General features: G+C 39.3%; 14 protein-coding genes and 5 pseudogenes. 9 read left to right on the top strand and 10 right to left on the bottom strand.

Going from position 1 to position 16839, the window contains the following annotated elements; translation table 11 throughout:
• Positions 1 to 38 precede the first annotated feature (38 nt).
• Positions 39 to 3005 carry a Tn3-like element ISAcsp1 family transposase gene (locus ACINWC141_RS00915; RefSeq protein WP_004726714.1) on the bottom strand — a complete coding sequence of 989 codons (2967 nt, stop codon included), beginning with the start codon at positions 3003 to 3005 and terminating at the stop codon, positions 39 to 41.
• Positions 3006 to 3099: 94 nt separating this feature from the next.
• Here ACINWC141_RS00915 and ACINWC141_RS00910 point away from each other — a divergent pair, with 94 nt between their 5' ends.
• The 3 genes and pseudogenes from ACINWC141_RS00910 to ACINWC141_RS00905 all read left to right on the top strand — a co-directional run bounded on the left by ACINWC141_RS00910 (position 3100) and on the right by ACINWC141_RS00905 (position 5772).
• Positions 3100 to 3708 (top strand): recombinase family protein, encoded by a 609-nt coding sequence (locus ACINWC141_RS00910; RefSeq protein ID WP_009386995.1) that lies wholly within the window; start codon positions 3100 to 3102, stop codon positions 3706 to 3708.
• 33 nt (positions 3709 to 3741) lie between these two features.
• Positions 3742 to 3987: pseudogene (locus ACINWC141_RS19185) on the top strand (HNH endonuclease signature motif containing protein); the annotation flags it as partial.
• 552 nt (positions 3988 to 4539) lie between these two features.
• The gene (locus ACINWC141_RS00905; protein WP_009513514.1) at positions 4540 to 5772 is read left to right on the top strand and encodes an ATP-binding protein; all 1233 of its coding nucleotides are present in this window, start codon (positions 4540 to 4542) and stop codon (positions 5770 to 5772) included.
• Between the two features lie 271 nt (positions 5773 to 6043).
• Here the strand turns inward: ACINWC141_RS00905 and ACINWC141_RS00900 are convergent, their stop codons facing one another.
• Positions 6044 to 6373 carry a DUF4236 domain-containing protein gene (locus ACINWC141_RS00900; RefSeq protein WP_000506885.1) on the bottom strand — a complete coding sequence of 110 codons (330 nt, stop codon included), beginning with the start codon at positions 6371 to 6373 and terminating at the stop codon, positions 6044 to 6046.
• Between the two features lie 208 nt (positions 6374 to 6581).
• On the opposite strand from ACINWC141_RS00900, the gene ACINWC141_RS00895 reads away from it, so the two are divergent.
• From ACINWC141_RS00895 to ACINWC141_RS00885, 3 genes are read left to right on the top strand one after another with little or no spacing between them, the layout of a single operon-like run.
• A complete protein-coding gene (locus ACINWC141_RS00895; RefSeq protein WP_031956490.1) occupies positions 6582 to 7448 on the top strand; it encodes a BrxR family helix-turn-helix transcriptional regulator in 867 nt (288 codons plus the stop codon).
• Between the two features lie 10 nt (positions 7449 to 7458).
• Positions 7459 to 7971 carry a BrxA family protein gene (locus ACINWC141_RS00890; RefSeq protein ID WP_009387007.1) on the top strand — a complete coding sequence of 171 codons (513 nt, stop codon included), beginning with the start codon at positions 7459 to 7461 and terminating at the stop codon, positions 7969 to 7971.
• Entirely contained in the window at positions 7950 to 8456 is a 507-nt protein-coding gene (locus tag ACINWC141_RS00885; RefSeq protein ID WP_009386988.1) for a S16 family serine protease, read from the top strand. Before ACINWC141_RS00890 ends, ACINWC141_RS00885 begins: the two co-directional genes overlap by 22 nt.
• Before the next feature lie 123 nt (positions 8457 to 8579).
• On the opposite strand, the pseudogene ACINWC141_RS00880 reads toward ACINWC141_RS00885, so the two are convergent.
• The 4 genes and pseudogenes from ACINWC141_RS00880 to ACINWC141_RS20645 all read right to left on the bottom strand — a co-directional run.
• Positions 8580 to 8792 (bottom strand): annotated as a pseudogene (locus ACINWC141_RS00880) (hypothetical protein); the annotation flags it as partial.
• Positions 8777 to 8935: pseudogene (locus tag ACINWC141_RS19180) on the bottom strand (IS5/IS1182 family transposase); the annotation flags it as partial. The pseudogenes ACINWC141_RS19180 and ACINWC141_RS00880, both read right to left, overlap by 16 nt.
• 254 nt (positions 8936 to 9189) lie before the next feature.
• Positions 9190 to 9894, bottom strand: a complete 705-nt coding sequence (locus ACINWC141_RS00875; RefSeq protein ID WP_001067784.1) for an IS6-like element IS1006 family transposase — start codon at positions 9892 to 9894, stop codon at positions 9190 to 9192.
• A gap of 179 nt (positions 9895 to 10073) precedes the next feature.
• Positions 10074 to 10307, bottom strand: a pseudogene (locus ACINWC141_RS20645) (YqhA family protein); the annotation flags it as partial.
• Positions 10308 to 10311: 4 nt separating this feature from the next.
• Between ACINWC141_RS20645 and ACINWC141_RS00865 the strand changes: the two are divergent.
• Together ACINWC141_RS00865 and ACINWC141_RS00860 are read left to right on the top strand one after the other, a co-directional pair.
• Positions 10312 to 11223, top strand: a pseudogene (locus ACINWC141_RS00865) (IS3 family transposase); the annotation flags it as partial.
• 67 nt (positions 11224 to 11290) lie between these two features.
• Complete coding sequence (locus tag ACINWC141_RS00860; RefSeq protein ID WP_004761014.1) at positions 11291 to 11803, top strand: cytochrome b; 513 nt, start codon at positions 11291 to 11293, stop codon at positions 11801 to 11803.
• 154 nt (positions 11804 to 11957) lie between these two features.
• Here ACINWC141_RS00860 and ACINWC141_RS00855 read toward each other — a convergent pair whose 3' ends face one another.
• The 4 genes from ACINWC141_RS00855 to ACINWC141_RS00840 form a co-directional block, all read right to left on the bottom strand.
• Positions 11958 to 12659 (bottom strand): VIT1/CCC1 transporter family protein, encoded by a 702-nt coding sequence (locus ACINWC141_RS00855; protein ID WP_004761016.1) that lies wholly within the window; start codon positions 12657 to 12659, stop codon positions 11958 to 11960.
• 158 nt (positions 12660 to 12817) lie between these two features.
• Entirely contained in the window at positions 12818 to 13522 is a 705-nt protein-coding gene (locus ACINWC141_RS00850; protein WP_001067790.1) for an IS6-like element IS1008 family transposase, read from the bottom strand.
• 543 nt (positions 13523 to 14065) lie between these two features.
• Positions 14066 to 14353, bottom strand: a complete 288-nt coding sequence (locus ACINWC141_RS00845) for a hypothetical protein (RefSeq protein ID WP_000908082.1) — start codon at positions 14351 to 14353, stop codon at positions 14066 to 14068.
• A 2-nt stretch (positions 14354 to 14355) separates the two neighbouring features.
• A complete protein-coding gene (locus ACINWC141_RS00840; protein ID WP_000585007.1) occupies positions 14356 to 14994 on the bottom strand; it encodes an AAA family ATPase in 639 nt (212 codons plus the stop codon).
• Positions 14995 to 15396: 402 nt separating this feature from the next.
• Here ACINWC141_RS00840 and repM point away from each other — a divergent pair, with 402 nt between their 5' ends.
• On the top strand, positions 15397 to 16335 hold the full coding sequence (gene repM, locus ACINWC141_RS00835; protein WP_002046604.1) for a replication initiation protein RepM: 939 nt from the start codon (positions 15397 to 15399) through the stop codon (positions 16333 to 16335).
• Positions 16336 to 16839: the final 504 nt, after the last annotated feature.

The following is a 16839-nucleotide window of genomic DNA, read 5'->3' as shown; positions in this document are numbered from 1 at the left end:
TGATAGGGGTCGTCTCAGGAAACGGAAAATATAGCACGCTAAGGTTTTTCAATTGCGCGCAATGGCCTAAATTTTCCACCACCTATCTTGGCTTTGCTTCGCCATAGATAATCCCCAGTTAAATTGATGTGCTCCCACCCCAGCGGTGACAGATATTGCAGCAAGGTATCATCGACTGTGCGACCATGCCCTCGTAGGGCGTTAGTCGCTCTCTCTAAATAAACCGTGTTCCACAATACAATGGCGGCGGTCACTAGATTCAAGCCACTGGCTCGATAACGCTGTTGCTCAAAGCTTCGATCTCGAATCTCACCCAATCGATAAAAGAAAACGGCGCGCGCTAATGCATTACGGGCTTCACCTTTATTTAATCCAGCTTGAACCCGACGGCGTAGTTCTACGCTTTGCAACCAATCCAAGATAAACAGTGTGCGCTCAATACGCCCCAGCTCTCGTAATGCCAATGCCAAACCATTCTGTCGTGGATAACTACCGAGTTTACGTAGCATTAGCGACGCTGTGACAGTCCCTTGCTTGATTGATGCGGCCAGACGCAAAATATCGTCCCAATGAGTACGAATCTGTTTGATATTCAGTGTGCCGCCAATCATGGGTTTAAGTGCGGCATAGTCTATGTCTGACTTTGGAATATAGAGTTTCGTATCGCCCAGATCACGAATTCGTGGTGCAAATCGAAACCCTAGCATGTGCATGAGTGCAAAAACATGGTCGGTGAATCCAGCCGTATCGGTGTAGTGTTCCTCGATGCGTAAATCAGACTCGTGATACAGCAGCCCATCAAGAACATAGGTTGAATCACGAACGCCCACATTGATCAGCTTACTGCTAAATGGTGCGTATTGATCAGAAATGTGTGTATAAAATAACCTTCCAGGCTCTGCGCCATATTTTGGATTGATATGTCCTGTACTTTCAGCTCTGCCACCTGCGCGGAAGCGTTGGCCATCTGATGAGGAGGTAGTGCCATCTCCCCAGTTTTCAGCGAAAGGTTGTTTCAATTGAGCATTCACCAATTCGGCCAATGCCGTTGAATAAGTTTCATCACGGATATGCCAAGCCTGTAGCCATGAGAGTTTGGCATAAGTTGTACCAGGACATGATTCGGCCATTTTCGTCAGCCCTAAATTAATTGCATCAGCCAGTATGGTCGTGAGCAATAACGCTTTATCCTTCGCAGTGTCATCCGTTTTCAAATGAGTGAAGTGTCGAGTAAAGCCTGTCCATTCATCGACCTCCATTAATAATTCGGTGATCTTGATATGTGGTAACAGCATTGCTGTTTGGTCAATTAAAGTTTGGGCTGTATCAGGAGCCACGGCATCGAGAGGTGTTATTTTTAGACCAGATTGATTGATCATCGCATCAGGCAAATCGTTGGTCGCTGCCATGCGATTAATGATTGCTAATTTCTGCTCCAATAGTGAAAGGCGACTTTGCAAATATAGATCACAATCAGTAGTAATGGTTAGAGGTAACTCATTGGACTGTTTTAGCTGATTAAATTTATCAGCAGTCACTAAATACTCATCGAAGTCTTTGAATTGGCGAGAGCCTTGTACCCAGAGATCCCCAGCCCGTAGCGAGTTTTTAAGTTCAGATAACACACATATTTCGTAATAGCGGCGATCAATACCATCATCGGTAAAGACTAGTCTTGCCCACCGTTTTTTGATAAACGCTATTGGAGCATTAGAGGGGATTTTTCGTGTATTATCAACATTCATGCTGCGGAGCAACTCTACAGCGGCAAGCATATCTTTTGCTGCTGGGGCAGCACGCAATTTAAGTATGGCAAGAAGTTCTGGCGCGTAACGGCGTAAAGTTGCATAGCTCTCGCCAATTCGTGGTAAAAAATCAAAGTCTTCGGGTTGCGCCAGTTTTTCTGCCTCAGTAATACTTGCTGCAAAAGCATCCCATGAAATAACAGTTTCGATGGCGGCAAACGGATCACTGCCATTTTGCTTGGCATCTAGCAAGGCTTTCCCGATAAGCCCATACAAACGCACTTTGTCGTTGATCGCTTTACCTGATGATTGAAATTGTTGCTGGTGTTTATTTTTTGCGATAGCAAATAGCTTTCCAATAATGCGATCATGCAGGTCAATAATTTCGTCGGTGATCGTGGCCATACTCTCCACAACGATTGCTACCAAAGTGGCATATCGACGTTGAGATTCAAATCTGGCCAAATCAGCAGGAGTCATTTGCCCACCTTCGCGAGCAATTTTCAGTAAGCGATTTTGATGAACGTGTTTTCCAATGTCTTCAGGTAGATCGATGGCTTGTAAGCACTTCAGCCGCTCAATGTGCTCAAGCATGTACTTTGAGTTTGGTTTAGCTGGTGACTGTCTAAGCCACCCCAATATTGTCAGTTTGCTGCCCTCTTTACGGTTCAGCAAAGCATCTATATTTTGACGATGAGTTTCTGAAAGTGAGCTCGTCAAAGCAGTATAAATTATGCGGTTGGCAGATGTGATTGCTTCTGCGCAAATACTATCAATTGCATTTATAGCTGGCAAAAGGACTGATTTTTGTCGTAAATTTTCAACGAGAGTTGTGGCTAAAATAAGACCTTTATCTGTCTGAAGGGACAAATCCACCATCATATTGACCGATTGCCGATAGTCACTCAAGGTGAATAGTTTGAACCCAAAAACTTTTTTCAATTCGGCAATATGTTCTCGTCTTGTTTGCTCGCGCTGACCATAATCATTCCAGCAGTCCACTGATATACTAAGTTGAGCAGCCATCATGAAAAGTAAGGGTTTGAATGGTTCGTCGTTAATACCCAATATCACTCCAGGGTAACGCATGTAGCAAAGTTGAATTGCAAAGCCTAGCTTGTTGGATGCCCCTCGATGTTGATGGACTATGGATTTATCAGAATCACTCAGAGTGTAATGCTGAAGCATAAAAGCTCTATCATCTGGAATTTCGAACAGGCTTCCCAATTCCGTGGACGACAAAATAGAATGGCGCGGCATGGCTCATTAGTCCCAAATAAACTAAACTATTAAAGGTACATTATTTTGTACCGCCACGCTTAGCTTTGCGCTGCAATTTCGCAAGGAGGTTCAATTGGGACAGAATGCGGCCATTTATTGCCGAGTATCAACGAACGATCAGTCCTGCGAACGACAGGAATATGACCTACGTGCCTACGCCAATCGTTGCGGCTACGATGTTGTCGGTGTTTGGAAAGAAACTGCATCAGGCAGTAAGGATGAGAGATTGCAAAGAAAATACTTGATGACCATGGCGCAATCTCGTGAAATCGATGCCATCTTGGTGACGGAATTGACACGCTGGGGCAGAAGCACCGTGGATCTCGTACAGTCATTACACGATCTTGGGCATTTCGGGGTATCTCTGGTGGCACAAACAGGTTTGCAGTTTGACCTTTCCACATCTCAGGGAAAGCTCATGGCTTCTGTGATGTCTGCATTAGCAGAGTTTGAGGGAGATTTACTACGTGAACGTGTGCGCTCTGGTGTAGCAGCGGCACAAGCGCGGGGCGTTGTGTTTGGTCGTCGTCCTGGTCAACGTACCAAGTCAGATCGTCTGGCACCTAAAGTGTTGGAGTTGGTGTCTGCTGGACACTCTTATCGACAAGTCGGTCGGCTGGTCAATCTAAGCAAAAATACCGTGTTGGATATCGTTAAAAGAAGTCGGAGTGAAAATCCTTAGCGTGCTATATTTTCCGTTTCCTGAGACGACCCCTTTTCGGCATTAACCAAGAGTCTGCTTAAGCACAATTTTCTGGTGGGTAATCATAACTTTTGCCTCATTTGTGATGGATTGATCTATCTTGATTCTACTGAATCGGATCATCGGATTGCCAAAGCCGTAGGTGGGCAAGGTGTTCTAGAGAATGGTCTGCTGGTTCATCCCATCTGTAATAGAATGAAATCAGATCTGAGTCTGGAAGAGATTAGAGCGGATTTGTTTGGTGAATTACTGTATTAATCAACAGAGCGATGAGCTCATTTTTGCAGATGTATCAATGATTAATCACATGATTTAACTTTTGATACATTCAGCCAATGTGGTTATTTTTAATTCAGTCCAGAATCACAACCAGAAACTAGCTGTAGTTTCTGAATGACCGTCAAGGTCCTTAGTTTCGCCCATAGATTCCCTCTGTGGGCTTTTTTTTTGATCAAAAATTGTATAGATGCTCTAAAATAAACCTTTTAGCATTTCATAAGCAATTAGGATTAAGGCTGAGACCATCAGCACAACAAAAATGAGTTCCACTCTAGTTAACATCTTAGTTCCATTTACTTTTCACTTAATTTATATAGCAGTTAACTCGTAGCATCAATGAAATAACATGACATGGAAAATAATCAAAAAGACAGAATTTGGATTTTGATCAGATCTGCATGTTTACATGCTTCTACAGTAGCTTTGAATGTTTCACTTAACCTTTAAACTTTTCTTAAAACTAAATATATTTACATATACATTCTAAAATTTGATAGAATTTATTAAAACTTTAGATTCTAAGTGTAAATAATGAGAAGCGCTAATATTCGACGTGATGGCTACTTAAAATTTCTGAATACATGGCAAGACCGTGATGTCATTAAAGTACTTTCAGGTGTGCGTCGCTCTGGAAAATCCACCTTATTGGCGATGTTTCAACAAGACCTAAAAGCACAGGGTGTACAAGCCGAAAACATCATTGCCATCAACTTCGAATTTATGGAATTTGAAGAACTCACCGATTACCGTAAACTACATGATTATGTATTGTCCAAAGTTGATAAAAGTAAAAAAAACTATGTTTTTTTAGATGAAATACAACATGTTACAAATTTTGAGAAAGTAGTCGACTCTTTATATGTTCGGGATTATATCGATTTATATATTACAGGTTCAAATGCATTCTTTCTAAGTGGAGAACTTGCGACGTTACTCACAGGACGCTATATCGAGCAACATGTTTTACCCTTGTCATTCCAAGAGTTTAAACAGTGGCATATTGAAAATAATCCGATCATCCAACAATTATCCAATCGTGATTTGTATGCCATGTACACGCACAGTAGTTTCCCCTATACGCTTGCCATGACTAGTCAGCAGGAAACCTATGATTACTTGCAAGCGGTCTATGCCAGTGTAATGTTTAAAGATGTTATTCCTCGTTTGAATACTGCTGATATTAACTCTCTCGAGCGTGTCGCAAGATATTTGGCAAGCGTGACAGGCTCACCCATTTCCATCAATAAAATTAAAAATACCTTTGTTTCAAGCGGGGTTAAAATCTCATTTGAAACAGTAAAACGCTATATTCAGGGCTTACAGGACAGTTTGTTATTTTATAGTGCCGCACAATTTAAAGTACGCGGGCGTGAGTTATTACAATCCTCTGAAAAATACTATTTAGTTGATGTCGGATTGCGCCGGATTATGTTGCCTGATGCTAATGCTGATCAAGGTCATATCTTAGAAAATGTGATTTATCTTGAGCTTGTCAGACGAGGTTATACGGTCTATGTAGGGCGGGTTGATGAATATGAAATTGATTTTGTTGCTGTCGATACTTTACAGAATTTAACTTATTATCAGGTGGCATTAGAAACGCTCAATGAGGAGACACTCAGCCGAGAGTTACGTCCATTACAGAAAATTTCTGATTCGTATCCCAAATATTTACTTACCTTAGACACGATAGGGGCTGAAGCAAATTATAATGGTATTGTAAAAATGAGTGCTCTCGATTGGTTGCTATCTGAAAATAAGTAAAGTTGAGGGTAGACATGAATACTCTTATTTATTGATTAAAACTCAAAGACTTTTCAGCATCATCCAAGAATGTATTCAAGCATAATTTCTGCTCCAATTGTGATGGATCGATTTACCTCGATTCGATTGAGTCAGACCCTCATGATTGAGCCAGAGTCGCTTACTGAAAGTAGCGAGAATTGCGCTGGAGTTTCTGAAGGATATTAATTCCTTAGTTTGCCCATTCATCCATCTGGGCATTTTTTTTGATTAAAATACAATGCGGTTCTTGCTAAAAAATGACGGCACCCACCATAAAACACAATATTCCAAAAATAATCCAAGGCCAGATCTTTGTCTTCGGTTGTTCTAAATTCTGAGGATTATATTCCGTGTGTTCTAGCGATGTCGGTTGTGGAACACGGGTCTTTTTAGAGTAAGGTTGGTGTTTAGAGTAAGATAGTCCCGTACCTGGAATGCCGACACTGGTTCGCGTACCTTTTTTCCCAATATTTAGAGAAGCACCAGGTTTGCCAATGCTGGCACTGCTGATGCCTTTATGGGTCAGATTAATTTTAAAACCCGGGAATAATTTAATACTTTTACGAAATCTAAAACCCATATTGCTCTCATTCTAAAACTTAGCTCAATTCACGCGCTATACCAGGATCCATGATCTGCTAGAGATCGTACTTTGACGGCTATCATCAGGATACTAGTATATTTTTTATCTGATGATTGCAATACTACCTTTAAATACCGTCAAAAATCTTTACTGTATATTTGCTGTAGGGTAATCTTAAAACTGCTATTTATTGACTGATTGGTATATGACGACAGATAAGCATGAGGTGCTTCTTAGGATGCGGGCGATCGAGCTCCTTGCATATTGGGAAGGTCGTTTGGTTACCAATCGTTTGATGAGCTGGTTTGGACTGAGTCGACAACAGGCTTCTGCGGATATCAAGCGCTATAATACGCTGTATAACCCCGATGCCTTGATTCATGATCCCTCAGTCAAGGGTTATGTGCCTAAAGCCAGCTTCCAGCCTGTACTGACTACAGCGCATATCAATGAATATCTCAATATGCTCTCGGGCTTGGTCAGTGAATCGCATGCCCTGATTGCGATGCCAGAACCGAATCTTGCAGCAGTTCAATTACCTGATCGCAGTGTGCGTCCTGAAGTCATCAGGGAAGTGTTGCGTGCCTGTCGAACACAAAGCTGTCTCAAAATTATTTATGCCTCCATGCAGAATCCGCAGTGGCATGAACGCATGATTTCCCCACATACCCTGGTGTATACCGGTTTTCGCTGGCATGTCCGTGCCTATTGCCATCAGAGCAAGCAGTTTAAGGACTTTTTACTCTCCAGAATTGATCGCACACCTGTTGTGGTGGCGATTGAGTCAGTAGACCCTGCTCAGGATCAGCAATGGCATGAAGAAATTGTACTGACGCTGATCCCGAATCCAAAATTGAATGAAGCTCAAAAAGCGCTGGTCGAAAAAGACTTCGGCATGCCTGATGGCAGATTACAGATTCCGGTGAAAAAAGCCCTGGCTCACTATACCTTGCAGCGCTATCAGGCCGCGATCACGCTGGCTGAGGCGGATGATGCCTTGAAATATCCCTTGGTACTACAACGCTCAGATATCGAAAAGCTGTCGTCTTACCTGTTTGATCAGGCCTCATAGGAGATTGGCCATGTTAGAACAATTTCATTATGACAGTGACCTGATTGGTGGCTCCCTGATGGTGCGTGAAAGCCGGCTGATCGCGGATCTGTTATTACGAGAAGCGACTCCAGAACAATGGCATCAGGCCATTCAGATTGACAATATTCTGCAAAAAAGAACTGCGGCTTCGGCGCAACGCAATGCCACCGCTATTCGCAAGCGCCTGGAGCGTTTAGAACCTGATTTCTGGAAAGCTTTGCGTGATGGCGATGATGAGCTGGCGACCCAGGTGGCTTTTTGTGGGGCTTTAGAACGGAACCTTTTACTGATTGAGTTTATGGAAACGGTGATGAGAGAGGCCTATATCTCTCAGGCTCAATACCTGGACAGTTATATCTGGTCAGATTTTCTGGAGAAGAACATTTTGTCTCAGTCAAAGAGCAGGGTGGAGGTGGACTTATTCCCGAAGGTCCTGCTAAACCAGGCTTCCTGTATACCATTGGCCTCAGTAATAAGGGCATGCCAGGCTTATACCGCTTAGAACTTCAAGTCACTAAAGGTTCAGGAAAATTGGCGACATCTGGCTTATGGAATTCAAGTAGTGCCAAAGAGCAGGTCAAGATTGCTTTTGATTACTTCAAGGCCAATGCATCCCGGATCTCGGGGGGGAGTAAGGTGCTGGAACATGATTTCCATTTACATGTGGTGGAATTACAGAATACCGGCCCGCTCAGCCATCTTGCTCTGCCAAGTTTAGTGGCTTTCGCTTCTGGCCTCTTAGGACGATCGGTTCAAAGTCAGATGGTGGTACTGGGTGATATGAGCTTGGGTGGTTCAGTGACACCGGTGGAAAGTATTGCCGAATGTCTGCAAGTTGCTTTTGATGCGGGTGCCAAGAAGGTTGCTTTGCCAATGAGTAGTGCGGCAGATATCCCAACGATTCCTGTGGAACTGTTTACCAAGTTCCAGACCAGCTTTTATGCAGATCCGGTAGATGCTGTGTTTAAGGGGCTAGGGGTGGATTAATTTCATATCTGTCTGGAAGAGTTACAGTAGATTGTTTTAAATTCAGTTTCTCAAGTTAAACACCATGTTGTAAAAGCATAATACTGCCTCTTTTAAAGAGCTAGTATTTTAGGGGGGATTACCCTTCATTTTTTCTTGATCAGATATCTGTTGTATTTTGACAGGATTTTGTTGATCTAAATATTTTTGATACCAAACACGCAATGTTTCAGGAGTACAACCGATTTTAGGATCAATAGCTGTGATTGCTGCCCAAGTAGAAGGATAATCTTTTTCAGATTCAATTAGGGTCTGTTGACATTTACTGTTCATAATTAAACCTATAAAGGTAGCCATAAAAATATACAGGCTAAGGCAACAGCACTTTGATAATTTCTTTTGAGCTTGTCATATCGAGTAGCTATCCCTCTAAATTGTTTTAATCTACAAAACATATTTTCAACTAAATGCCTGATTTTATATAAATACCAGTCCATATGATAACAATAAGATAACGATGATCTGACCAATTTAATTTCTTTGCAATTCGCTAAAAAATACACATAAGAAAAACCCAACCGAATATACTCAGGCTAGGTTTTATCTCATTATTTTTCAAGTCAGTTCTAGTGAAATTGGCTAAAATTCAGCTTGTATTTCAATGTCGAACTTAGAAGTTGTATTCAAGACCTACTGTGAAGTGGCACTGTTGCAAATAGAGATTTGAGTCGATGATGTTCCCTTTAAAAAGTACTTAGAGACCGAAAACCCTGTTGATTAGACACACTTCACCCTGAGGCTGACCATAATAAAATGACGATGCTTGTCCTTTACGTAGTGCACGCATGACTTCAATACCTTTAATTGTGGCATAAGCCGTCTTCATAGATTTGAATCCTAATGTGGCCCTGATGATCCGCTTTAGCTTGCCATGATCACATTCAATCACGTTATTTTTATACTTAATCTGCCTGTGCTCAAGGTCTGGTGGACATTTACCTTCCCGTTTTAACCGTGATAAAGCACGTCCATATGTGGGTGCTTTATCCGTGTTGATCACTTGTGGAATTTGCCACTTCTTCACATTATTTAAAATTTTTCCAAGAAAACAATATGCTGATTTGGTATTACGTCTAGAAGAAAGATAAAAATCAATGGTATCGCCACGTTGATCGACTGCACGATACAGATAAGACCATCGTCCATTCACTTTTACATAGGTTTCATCAATATGCCACGAGCTCAGATCTGTAGGATTACGCCAATACCAGCGTAAACGTTTTTCTATTTCAGGAGCATAACGTTGAACCCAACGGTAAATAGTCGTGTGATCAACATTCACACCCCGTTCGGCCAGCATTTCCTGCAGTTCACGATAGCTAATGCCATATTTACAATACCAGCGCACAGCCCAAAGAATGATTTCGCCCTGAAAATGCCGACCATGGAAAGGATTCATATGCTGCACCTTTAGCTAAAACAGTCTTCAGCTTACCATTCGTGGTTATTTGCAACAGTGCCCTTTTTAAAGGGAACATCATCGACTCAAATCTCTATTTGCAACAGTGCCCTCTAATCTTAACTTCAATTAAATGCTCAAATAAAAGAGTAATTATAAATGAGTCCTTGCGATTTAAGTTATTCATCGTCTTTGTGATGATCATTATCTAATAGCTTACAAGTAAAAATTATTGCTAATATGACTAGGCTAGAAGAAATACCAGCATATAAGTTGGCTAAAGTTCCACCAAAAACAACAATATCTTCTAAAAACAAGATGACTATAACTATAATAGATACATGTAATATAATAACTTTTAGATCATGAAACTTATTAATTGATAGTGTCTTAAGAAAAGAACTATTGTCAAAGAGAATTCTTAAAAAAAGCAGTAGCGTACTTTGCCAAAGAAAGTCAGTGAGGTACGCCTGCATGAAACAGTATAAAGATACATACCCAATCACCATGATGGCGAAGCTGTTAAAAGTTTCAGTATCAAGATTTTATGAGTGGTTGAAAAGTGGCTTAAGCCAAAAACAAATTCGAAGAAATCAGCAGACTATCATGGTGAAAATAGCACATCAGGAGACCAATGAAAGCTATGGCTATATTCGCCTGAGTAAGCATTTACACGCTCAAGGTGTTCAAATTAGCCAATATGCAGTACGTACAATAAAGAAGGTCAATAAACTCTTTTGCAAGCGCCATAAGCGCTTTAAAAGAACAACAAACAGTGATCACAACCGTCCCGTCTACAAAAACTTATTAGAGCAAAAATTTAACGTGAGCACTCCAAACCACGCGTGGGTAAGTGACATTACCTACATTTGGACAAACGAAGGATGGCTATATCTGGCTGCTTCAAAGGATCTTTATACAAAGCAGGTTGTTGGCTATAGTCTAAATGAACGTATGACAGCACAGTTGGTCTGTGATGCTCTTAAAATGGCTATTCGGAATCAAAAACCGCCACAAGGCTTAATTGTTCACTCAGACAGAGGCAGTCAATATTGCAGTCATGTATATCGAAATATGATTGAAAAATATGATTTTCAAGGTTCAATGAGTAAGCGTGGAGACTGCTTTGATAATGCACCAATTGAAAGCTTCTGGGGCATATTAAAGAATGAACTTATACACCATCGTACTTATGAAACGAGGGAAAAAGCGAAAGCAGATATTACAAAATACATAGAGCTATTTTATAATCAGCAAAGAATCCAAAAAGGATTGGATTTTAAGACACCAAATCAAATGGCAGAGGACTTTTACAGGTTGGCTGTCTAGAATCCTCCCAAGCGAAAGCCTCCGTTTTTATCAACACACATCAATATTTAAAATTCAGGAAAAAAATATGAACAATAATTATCCTAAACCTATGATAATAATGCACTGGATTACCTTTGTTTTAGTTGTAATTGTATATTTGACGAGTGGAGATCCAACAAGAACAGGTTTGCAGGGCCAGATTCATGTTATAGGTGGAATTTCAATATTTATTCTATTTTTCGTGCGGTTGAGTGTTGTTTTTCTCTATAAAAGAAGTATTCCTCAAAATGAGATCATTAATCCGTATCAAATAAAATTATTTAAAATTGTCAGATTTACGCTTTACGTAAGTTTATGTGTCGTTCCAATAGCGGGCTGGCTTGCATTATCGAGTTTCACTGATAACTTCCAAGTATTCTCTTTAAATTTGCCACTTTTGAGCAGTGTTAGAGAGGTTAAATATATTGGTCAGATGCATCAATTTTTAGGTAACTTCTTTATTACAGTCGTAGGTTTACATGCTTGTGCTGCATTAATCCACCATTTTATTTTCAAAGATAATGTATTAAAAAGTATGCTTTTTAAAAAAATGAAATGATTTAGATCTATAACTATAGAAAATAGGCATATTGTTCACCTAGAACAACATGCTTTATTGATATAAAGCATGTCAGATAGGTCAGGTATTTCTATAGACTTATTATCTATACTCCTCATGGAGTGGGAATATTTGGATTATACAAAAAAGGATCTTATGCCACCGCAACATTAAATAATGATCCAATCCAAGCACTGAATAACATGGCAATAATACCCCAAATCATTACCCGAATCGAACCTCTCCAAATACTGGCGCCGCCCGCATAACTGGCCAAGGCACCCATAATTCCGAGACTTAATACCCCAATCAGCATGACGCCTTTCTCTAAGTATCGCTCAGGCAGAAGCATAATTGAAATTAAAGGAAATAATGAGCCTACAGTAAATGCAATGGCTGAAGAGAAGGCAGCACGAAACGGCTGGGCAGAAGTATGATCTGAAATACCAATTTCATCACGCGCATGTGCATCTAAAGCATTGTGTGCAGTCAGTTGTTGCGCGACTTCTTGCGCTAAAGCGGGTTGTAATCCACGCTGTATGTAAATATTTTTTAGCTCATTTAATTCATGTTCAGGATGGCGTTGCAGTTCACGTTCTTCCATCTGCAGATCATTCTTTTCAATGTCTTGTTGCGATTTAACGGAGATGTATTCACCTGCAGCCATCGATGCAGCTCCAGATATTAATCCGGCGATACAGGTCACCAGTACAGTATGGGTAGATGCTCCACTGGCTGCGATTCCCACCACGAGACTTGTGACTGAAATAATCCCGTCATTTGCCCCCAGCACAGCTGCACGCAACCATCCCGCACGTTCGATGTAATGTTTTTCAATATGATAAGAATGGCGCACAAGGTATATCCTTTTTGTTATCAGGATGATTATAATAAATTTATTTCATCTGTAGAGATTATTATTGGCTAATTTCAAAAACCGTGATTAAAAGGCAAAAAAATTTGGCACTGTTGCAAATAGAGATTTGAGTCGATGAAGTTCCTTTTTAAAAGTGCTTAGAGACCGAAAACCCTGTTGATTAGACACACTTCACCTTGAGGCTGACCATAATAAAATGACGATGCTTGTCCTTTACGTAGTGCACGCATGACTTCAATACCTTTAATTGTGGCATAAGCCGTCTTCATAGATTTGAATCCTAATGTGGCCCTGATGATCCGCTTTAACTTACCATGATCACATTCAATGACATTATTTTTATACTTAATCTGCCTGTGCTCAATATCTACTGGACATTTTCCTTCTCGCTTTAACCGTGATAAAGCATGGCCATAGGTCGCTGCTTTATCTGTATTGATGACCCGTGGAATTTGCCATTTTTTCACCGTATTGAAGATCTTTCCTAAAAAACAATAGGCTGATTTACTGTTCCGTCTAGCGGAAAGGTAAAAGTCAATCGTATGACCCCGTTGATCAACTGCACGATACAGGTAAGTCCATCGCCCCTTCACTTTGATATAAGTCTCATCCATATGCCATGAATGTAAATCTGTAGGATTACGCCAATACCAGCGTAAGCGTTTTTCCATTTCTGGAGCATAACGCTGAACCCAACGATAAATTGTGGTGTGGTCAACATTCACACCTCGTTCAGCGAGCATTTCTTGAAGTTCACGATAGCTGATGCCATATTTACAATACCAACGAACAGCCCAAAGAATGATTTCACCTTGAAAGTGCCGACCATGGAAGGGATTCATCTGCTGTATCTCGAAATAAATAAGATATTTAGCTTATCATGTCAGCCTATTTGCAACAGTGCCTATGCGAGCAGTTACTTATACTGCTCTTTCTCATGTCCTAAAAGCCTTTGACCATGTCAAATCGCAACATTGAGGTTATCTTGTTTTGGAATAAGCGTGGTCATTGTATGAAAGTGTTGATACATGATGGACTGGGTATTCAAAGCTCTACGGTTGAAACAAGCAACATTTCACTGGACTCAAACTCATCATAGTGAAACAATTACAAGCATTGATTCAGAGTTTCGCTTGATAAAGAATTTGACAATGTGCATCAAACATCATGACATCAATTCAGTCAGCCAAGCTGAATAGCCTAGATCCGTGTCTGTGCAGAAAAGGACGCCTTCATATAAAATAACTCAAATAGATAAATTACCACCACACTGCTAGAGCCTGAGCTGAATTTAAAAATATCTATAGGGTTCACCGGGGACTTACAGTAAATTTAACTTGGATAAAAAATATCCCCCTTAAAAAAGTGGGATATTTTTAATTTATTTATTTATTTAATATTTCTTTTAATTCATCTGCACTATATGTCGATAAATTTTCTATAGCTGCTCGAACAATACTTGAACGATTTATTCTTGCATTTTGCCCTTTTACAACCAGCTCATCAATTAGTTTACTAATATCTTCATTGAGAGAAAAAGTGTAACGAATAAATTTTTTTTCACTTGATTCTAAAGCCTTTACCCTCTTTTCTGCACCAGATATAAATGCATCTAACATTTTATCTTGTTCAGTAGGTTCAGGTTTTTTGTTTAGCCCAGTTAAACCAGCCATAGTTATACTCCTAAAAACTCTCTTGCAATACTTTCAATTTCAGCTTTCGCTTTAGGATCACTATTTACTTCAAAAACCGAAAGCCCATTTTCATCTGCATCATCATAAACATTTCGATTTGTTGTGATTGAATTCAATGCATCAATACCAAATGATTTGCATGCCTCTTTTGCATCTAAAATTCTTTGAACTTGAGAAGGAAGAGTTGGACACTGAGTAATAATTGCTCTAGCTTTCAGATTTGGATTTACTGTCTTTGCTAATTTTAAAACTTGTTCCATATGATCTAAAGTTTTTAGATCTCTTCGTTTGGGTCTAAACGGCAATAACATATGTGTAGCTATAGTCATTGCTGAACGTAATGCTTCAGAATCCTGTCCACCTGCATCAATGATAATATCTTGGTATCTTTTATCTAAATCTTTTAAAACTGAACGTATATTCCCTGATGCTTGTACTGATGGAATATTATTTAATTCATCGTTTTCATCTCTTTCTTTGACCCAATCTGTTGTTGTTCCTTGAGGGTCAGCATCTAATAAGAGGACGTCTCTTTGACTTTGTTGTAAGTAAACTGCAAGATTTTGAGCTAAACAGCTTTTACCAGCACCGCCTTTTTCACCACCAACTAAGATAATCATAATTTATGTAAGTTACGTAAGTTTGTTTGTGTATAATTTAACGGTGATTTATGAAGTAATCAACTATCATGAAAAAAAAATTAAAAAAAAGTTATCCACAAAAGAATGGTCTTTTTGAATTTATATATATTTATTTAAATTTATTATTTATATCTCTGCTCAAAGCTTGACTAGCAAAGGGATACAGGAAGTATATGTTGACAAATTCCTACCAATAAGTTGACTTTTTCCTGTTTCTGAGTTGACATATTCCTACCAATAAGTTGACTTTTTCCTGTTTCTAAGTTGACAAATTCTGTGCATAAGTTGACAAATTCTTTTATTAAAAATACTTTCATTTGTGGACGTTAAGTAGTATTGTCAATATATCTATTTATAACATTTTCCTTAATATATCTCCCTATGAGTAACATAGTATATAAAGATAATAATTTGGTTGAAGCATCGTATTCACTAAATCTATCTGAGCAAAGGCTAATATTAATTGCGATCATTGCTGCTCGAGAAATTGAGAAAGAACTTACTTCTGATACTATACTTACGATTCATGCTTCTGAATACATGAAACAGTTTAATTTAGGACGTCAAGCATCTTATGAAGCGTTACAATCTGCATGTGATAATCTTTTTGAACGGCATTTGAATTATAAAGCAGTAGATCCTATAACTGGAAAAATAGGAATATACAAAAGTAGGTGGGTTTCAAAAGTTGGTTATGTTAAGGAAGAGGGATGCGTCCAACTAATTTTTGCACCAGATATTATCCCCTTATTTGTAAAACTTGAAGAAAAGTTCACAAGATATGAACTTAAACAAATCTCACCACTTACAAGCATTTATGCTATTCGCCTGTATGAGTTACTCATACGTTGGAGATCAACTGGTAAGTTATATATTTCTATAGATGAGCTTAGATCAAAACTCGGATTGATAGAAGATGAATATAAAAAGATGGGAGACTTTAAAAAAAGGGTTCTTACCGTAGCTTTAAATCAAATTAACAAATTTACGGATATTACTGTTTCTTATATACAAAAAAAGGAGGGAAGAAATATTTCAGAATTACATTTCATGTTTGAAGAAAAAGAACAAAATAAAACGAGTACAAGTGCTCCTTTAGAGCCAACTTATAAATTGACAGCTAAGCAATGTATATTCTTTGCTAAAAAGCTATGTGATATTACTAACTATCCAAAATTTGGTAATGATTTCGCACATCGTGGAGAGACTCTAGAAGACTTTCAGGAAAGGATATCAAGTGATCTTCTTGATAGCGATAATGTTAGAAAGTATTTTTCTTATTTGTTAGAAGTTGGTTATGCTCCTAAATACAAGAAGTAACCCTTTAGTTAATTGTCACTTTAAACAAAAGACCACGCCCTTTCATACTAAGTTTTTAATTAAGATTGCTTTCATGTGATTTTAATATGAATTAGCATAAGTTACATAACTTATGCTGGTTAAGTAACCACCTATCCTGCCTTTATAATTTATTGCTGCAGTTCTCATCATCATTGGAATAAGTGGACAGATTCCTGACACGGAATACTATAACTGAGGTCACCTAAATAGGATGCATAAGTTATGCAAGTTACGCCACTTAAATAAGTTAAGGCGCTAAAGCGATAAAAGCTACATGATAGCCAGTACTGAGCACTGGCGATCTAAGTCAATGCTGCAGTTCTCATCATCATTGGAATAAGTGGACAAATTCCTGACATGGAAATTGCAGCGAGATTGGCTAAAGTTACTGCACTGATTATCAGTCGAGATGTCGTTATTGATTATGCCTTATACGGAACTCCAGAATTAGCCCTCGTTGCGAACAACAAAGCCAGAAATCCT

Source organism: Acinetobacter sp. WC-141 (genome assembly GCF_000313935.1).
Taxonomy (GTDB): Bacteria; Pseudomonadota; Gammaproteobacteria; order Pseudomonadales; family Moraxellaceae; genus Acinetobacter.
This window is presented reverse-complemented; position numbering and strand designations above follow the sequence as displayed.

Coding starts and splice junctions, on each gene's coding strand:
- ACINWC141_RS00915 (WP_004726714.1), bottom strand. CDS start 3,005: ATGCCGCGCCATTCTATTTTGTCGTCCACGGAATTGGGAAGCCTGTTC.
- ACINWC141_RS00905 (WP_009513514.1), top strand. CDS start 4,540: ATGAGAAGCGCTAATATTCGACGTGATGGCTACTTAAAATTTCTGAAT.
- ACINWC141_RS00900 (WP_000506885.1), bottom strand. CDS start 6,373: ATGGGTTTTAGATTTCGTAAAAGTATTAAATTATTCCCGGGTTTTAAA.
- ACINWC141_RS00895 (WP_031956490.1), top strand. CDS start 6,582: ATGACGACAGATAAGCATGAGGTGCTTCTTAGGATGCGGGCGATCGAG.
- ACINWC141_RS00890 (WP_009387007.1), top strand. CDS start 7,459: ATGTTAGAACAATTTCATTATGACAGTGACCTGATTGGTGGCTCCCTG.
- ACINWC141_RS00885 (WP_009386988.1), top strand. CDS start 7,950: ATGCCAGGCTTATACCGCTTAGAACTTCAAGTCACTAAAGGTTCAGGA.
- ACINWC141_RS00875 (WP_001067784.1), bottom strand. CDS start 9,894: ATGAATCCTTTCCATGGTCGGCATTTTCAGGGCGAAATCATTCTTTGG.
- ACINWC141_RS00860 (WP_004761014.1), top strand. CDS start 11,291: ATGAACAATAATTATCCTAAACCTATGATAATAATGCACTGGATTACC.
- ACINWC141_RS00850 (WP_001067790.1), bottom strand. CDS start 13,522: ATGAATCCCTTCCATGGTCGGCACTTTCAAGGTGAAATCATTCTTTGG.
- ACINWC141_RS00845 (WP_000908082.1), bottom strand. CDS start 14,353: ATGGCTGGTTTAACTGGGCTAAACAAAAAACCTGAACCTACTGAACAA.
- ACINWC141_RS00840 (WP_000585007.1), bottom strand. CDS start 14,994: ATGATTATCTTAGTTGGTGGTGAAAAAGGCGGTGCTGGTAAAAGCTGT.
- repM (WP_002046604.1), top strand. CDS start 15,397: ATGAGTAACATAGTATATAAAGATAATAATTTGGTTGAAGCATCGTAT.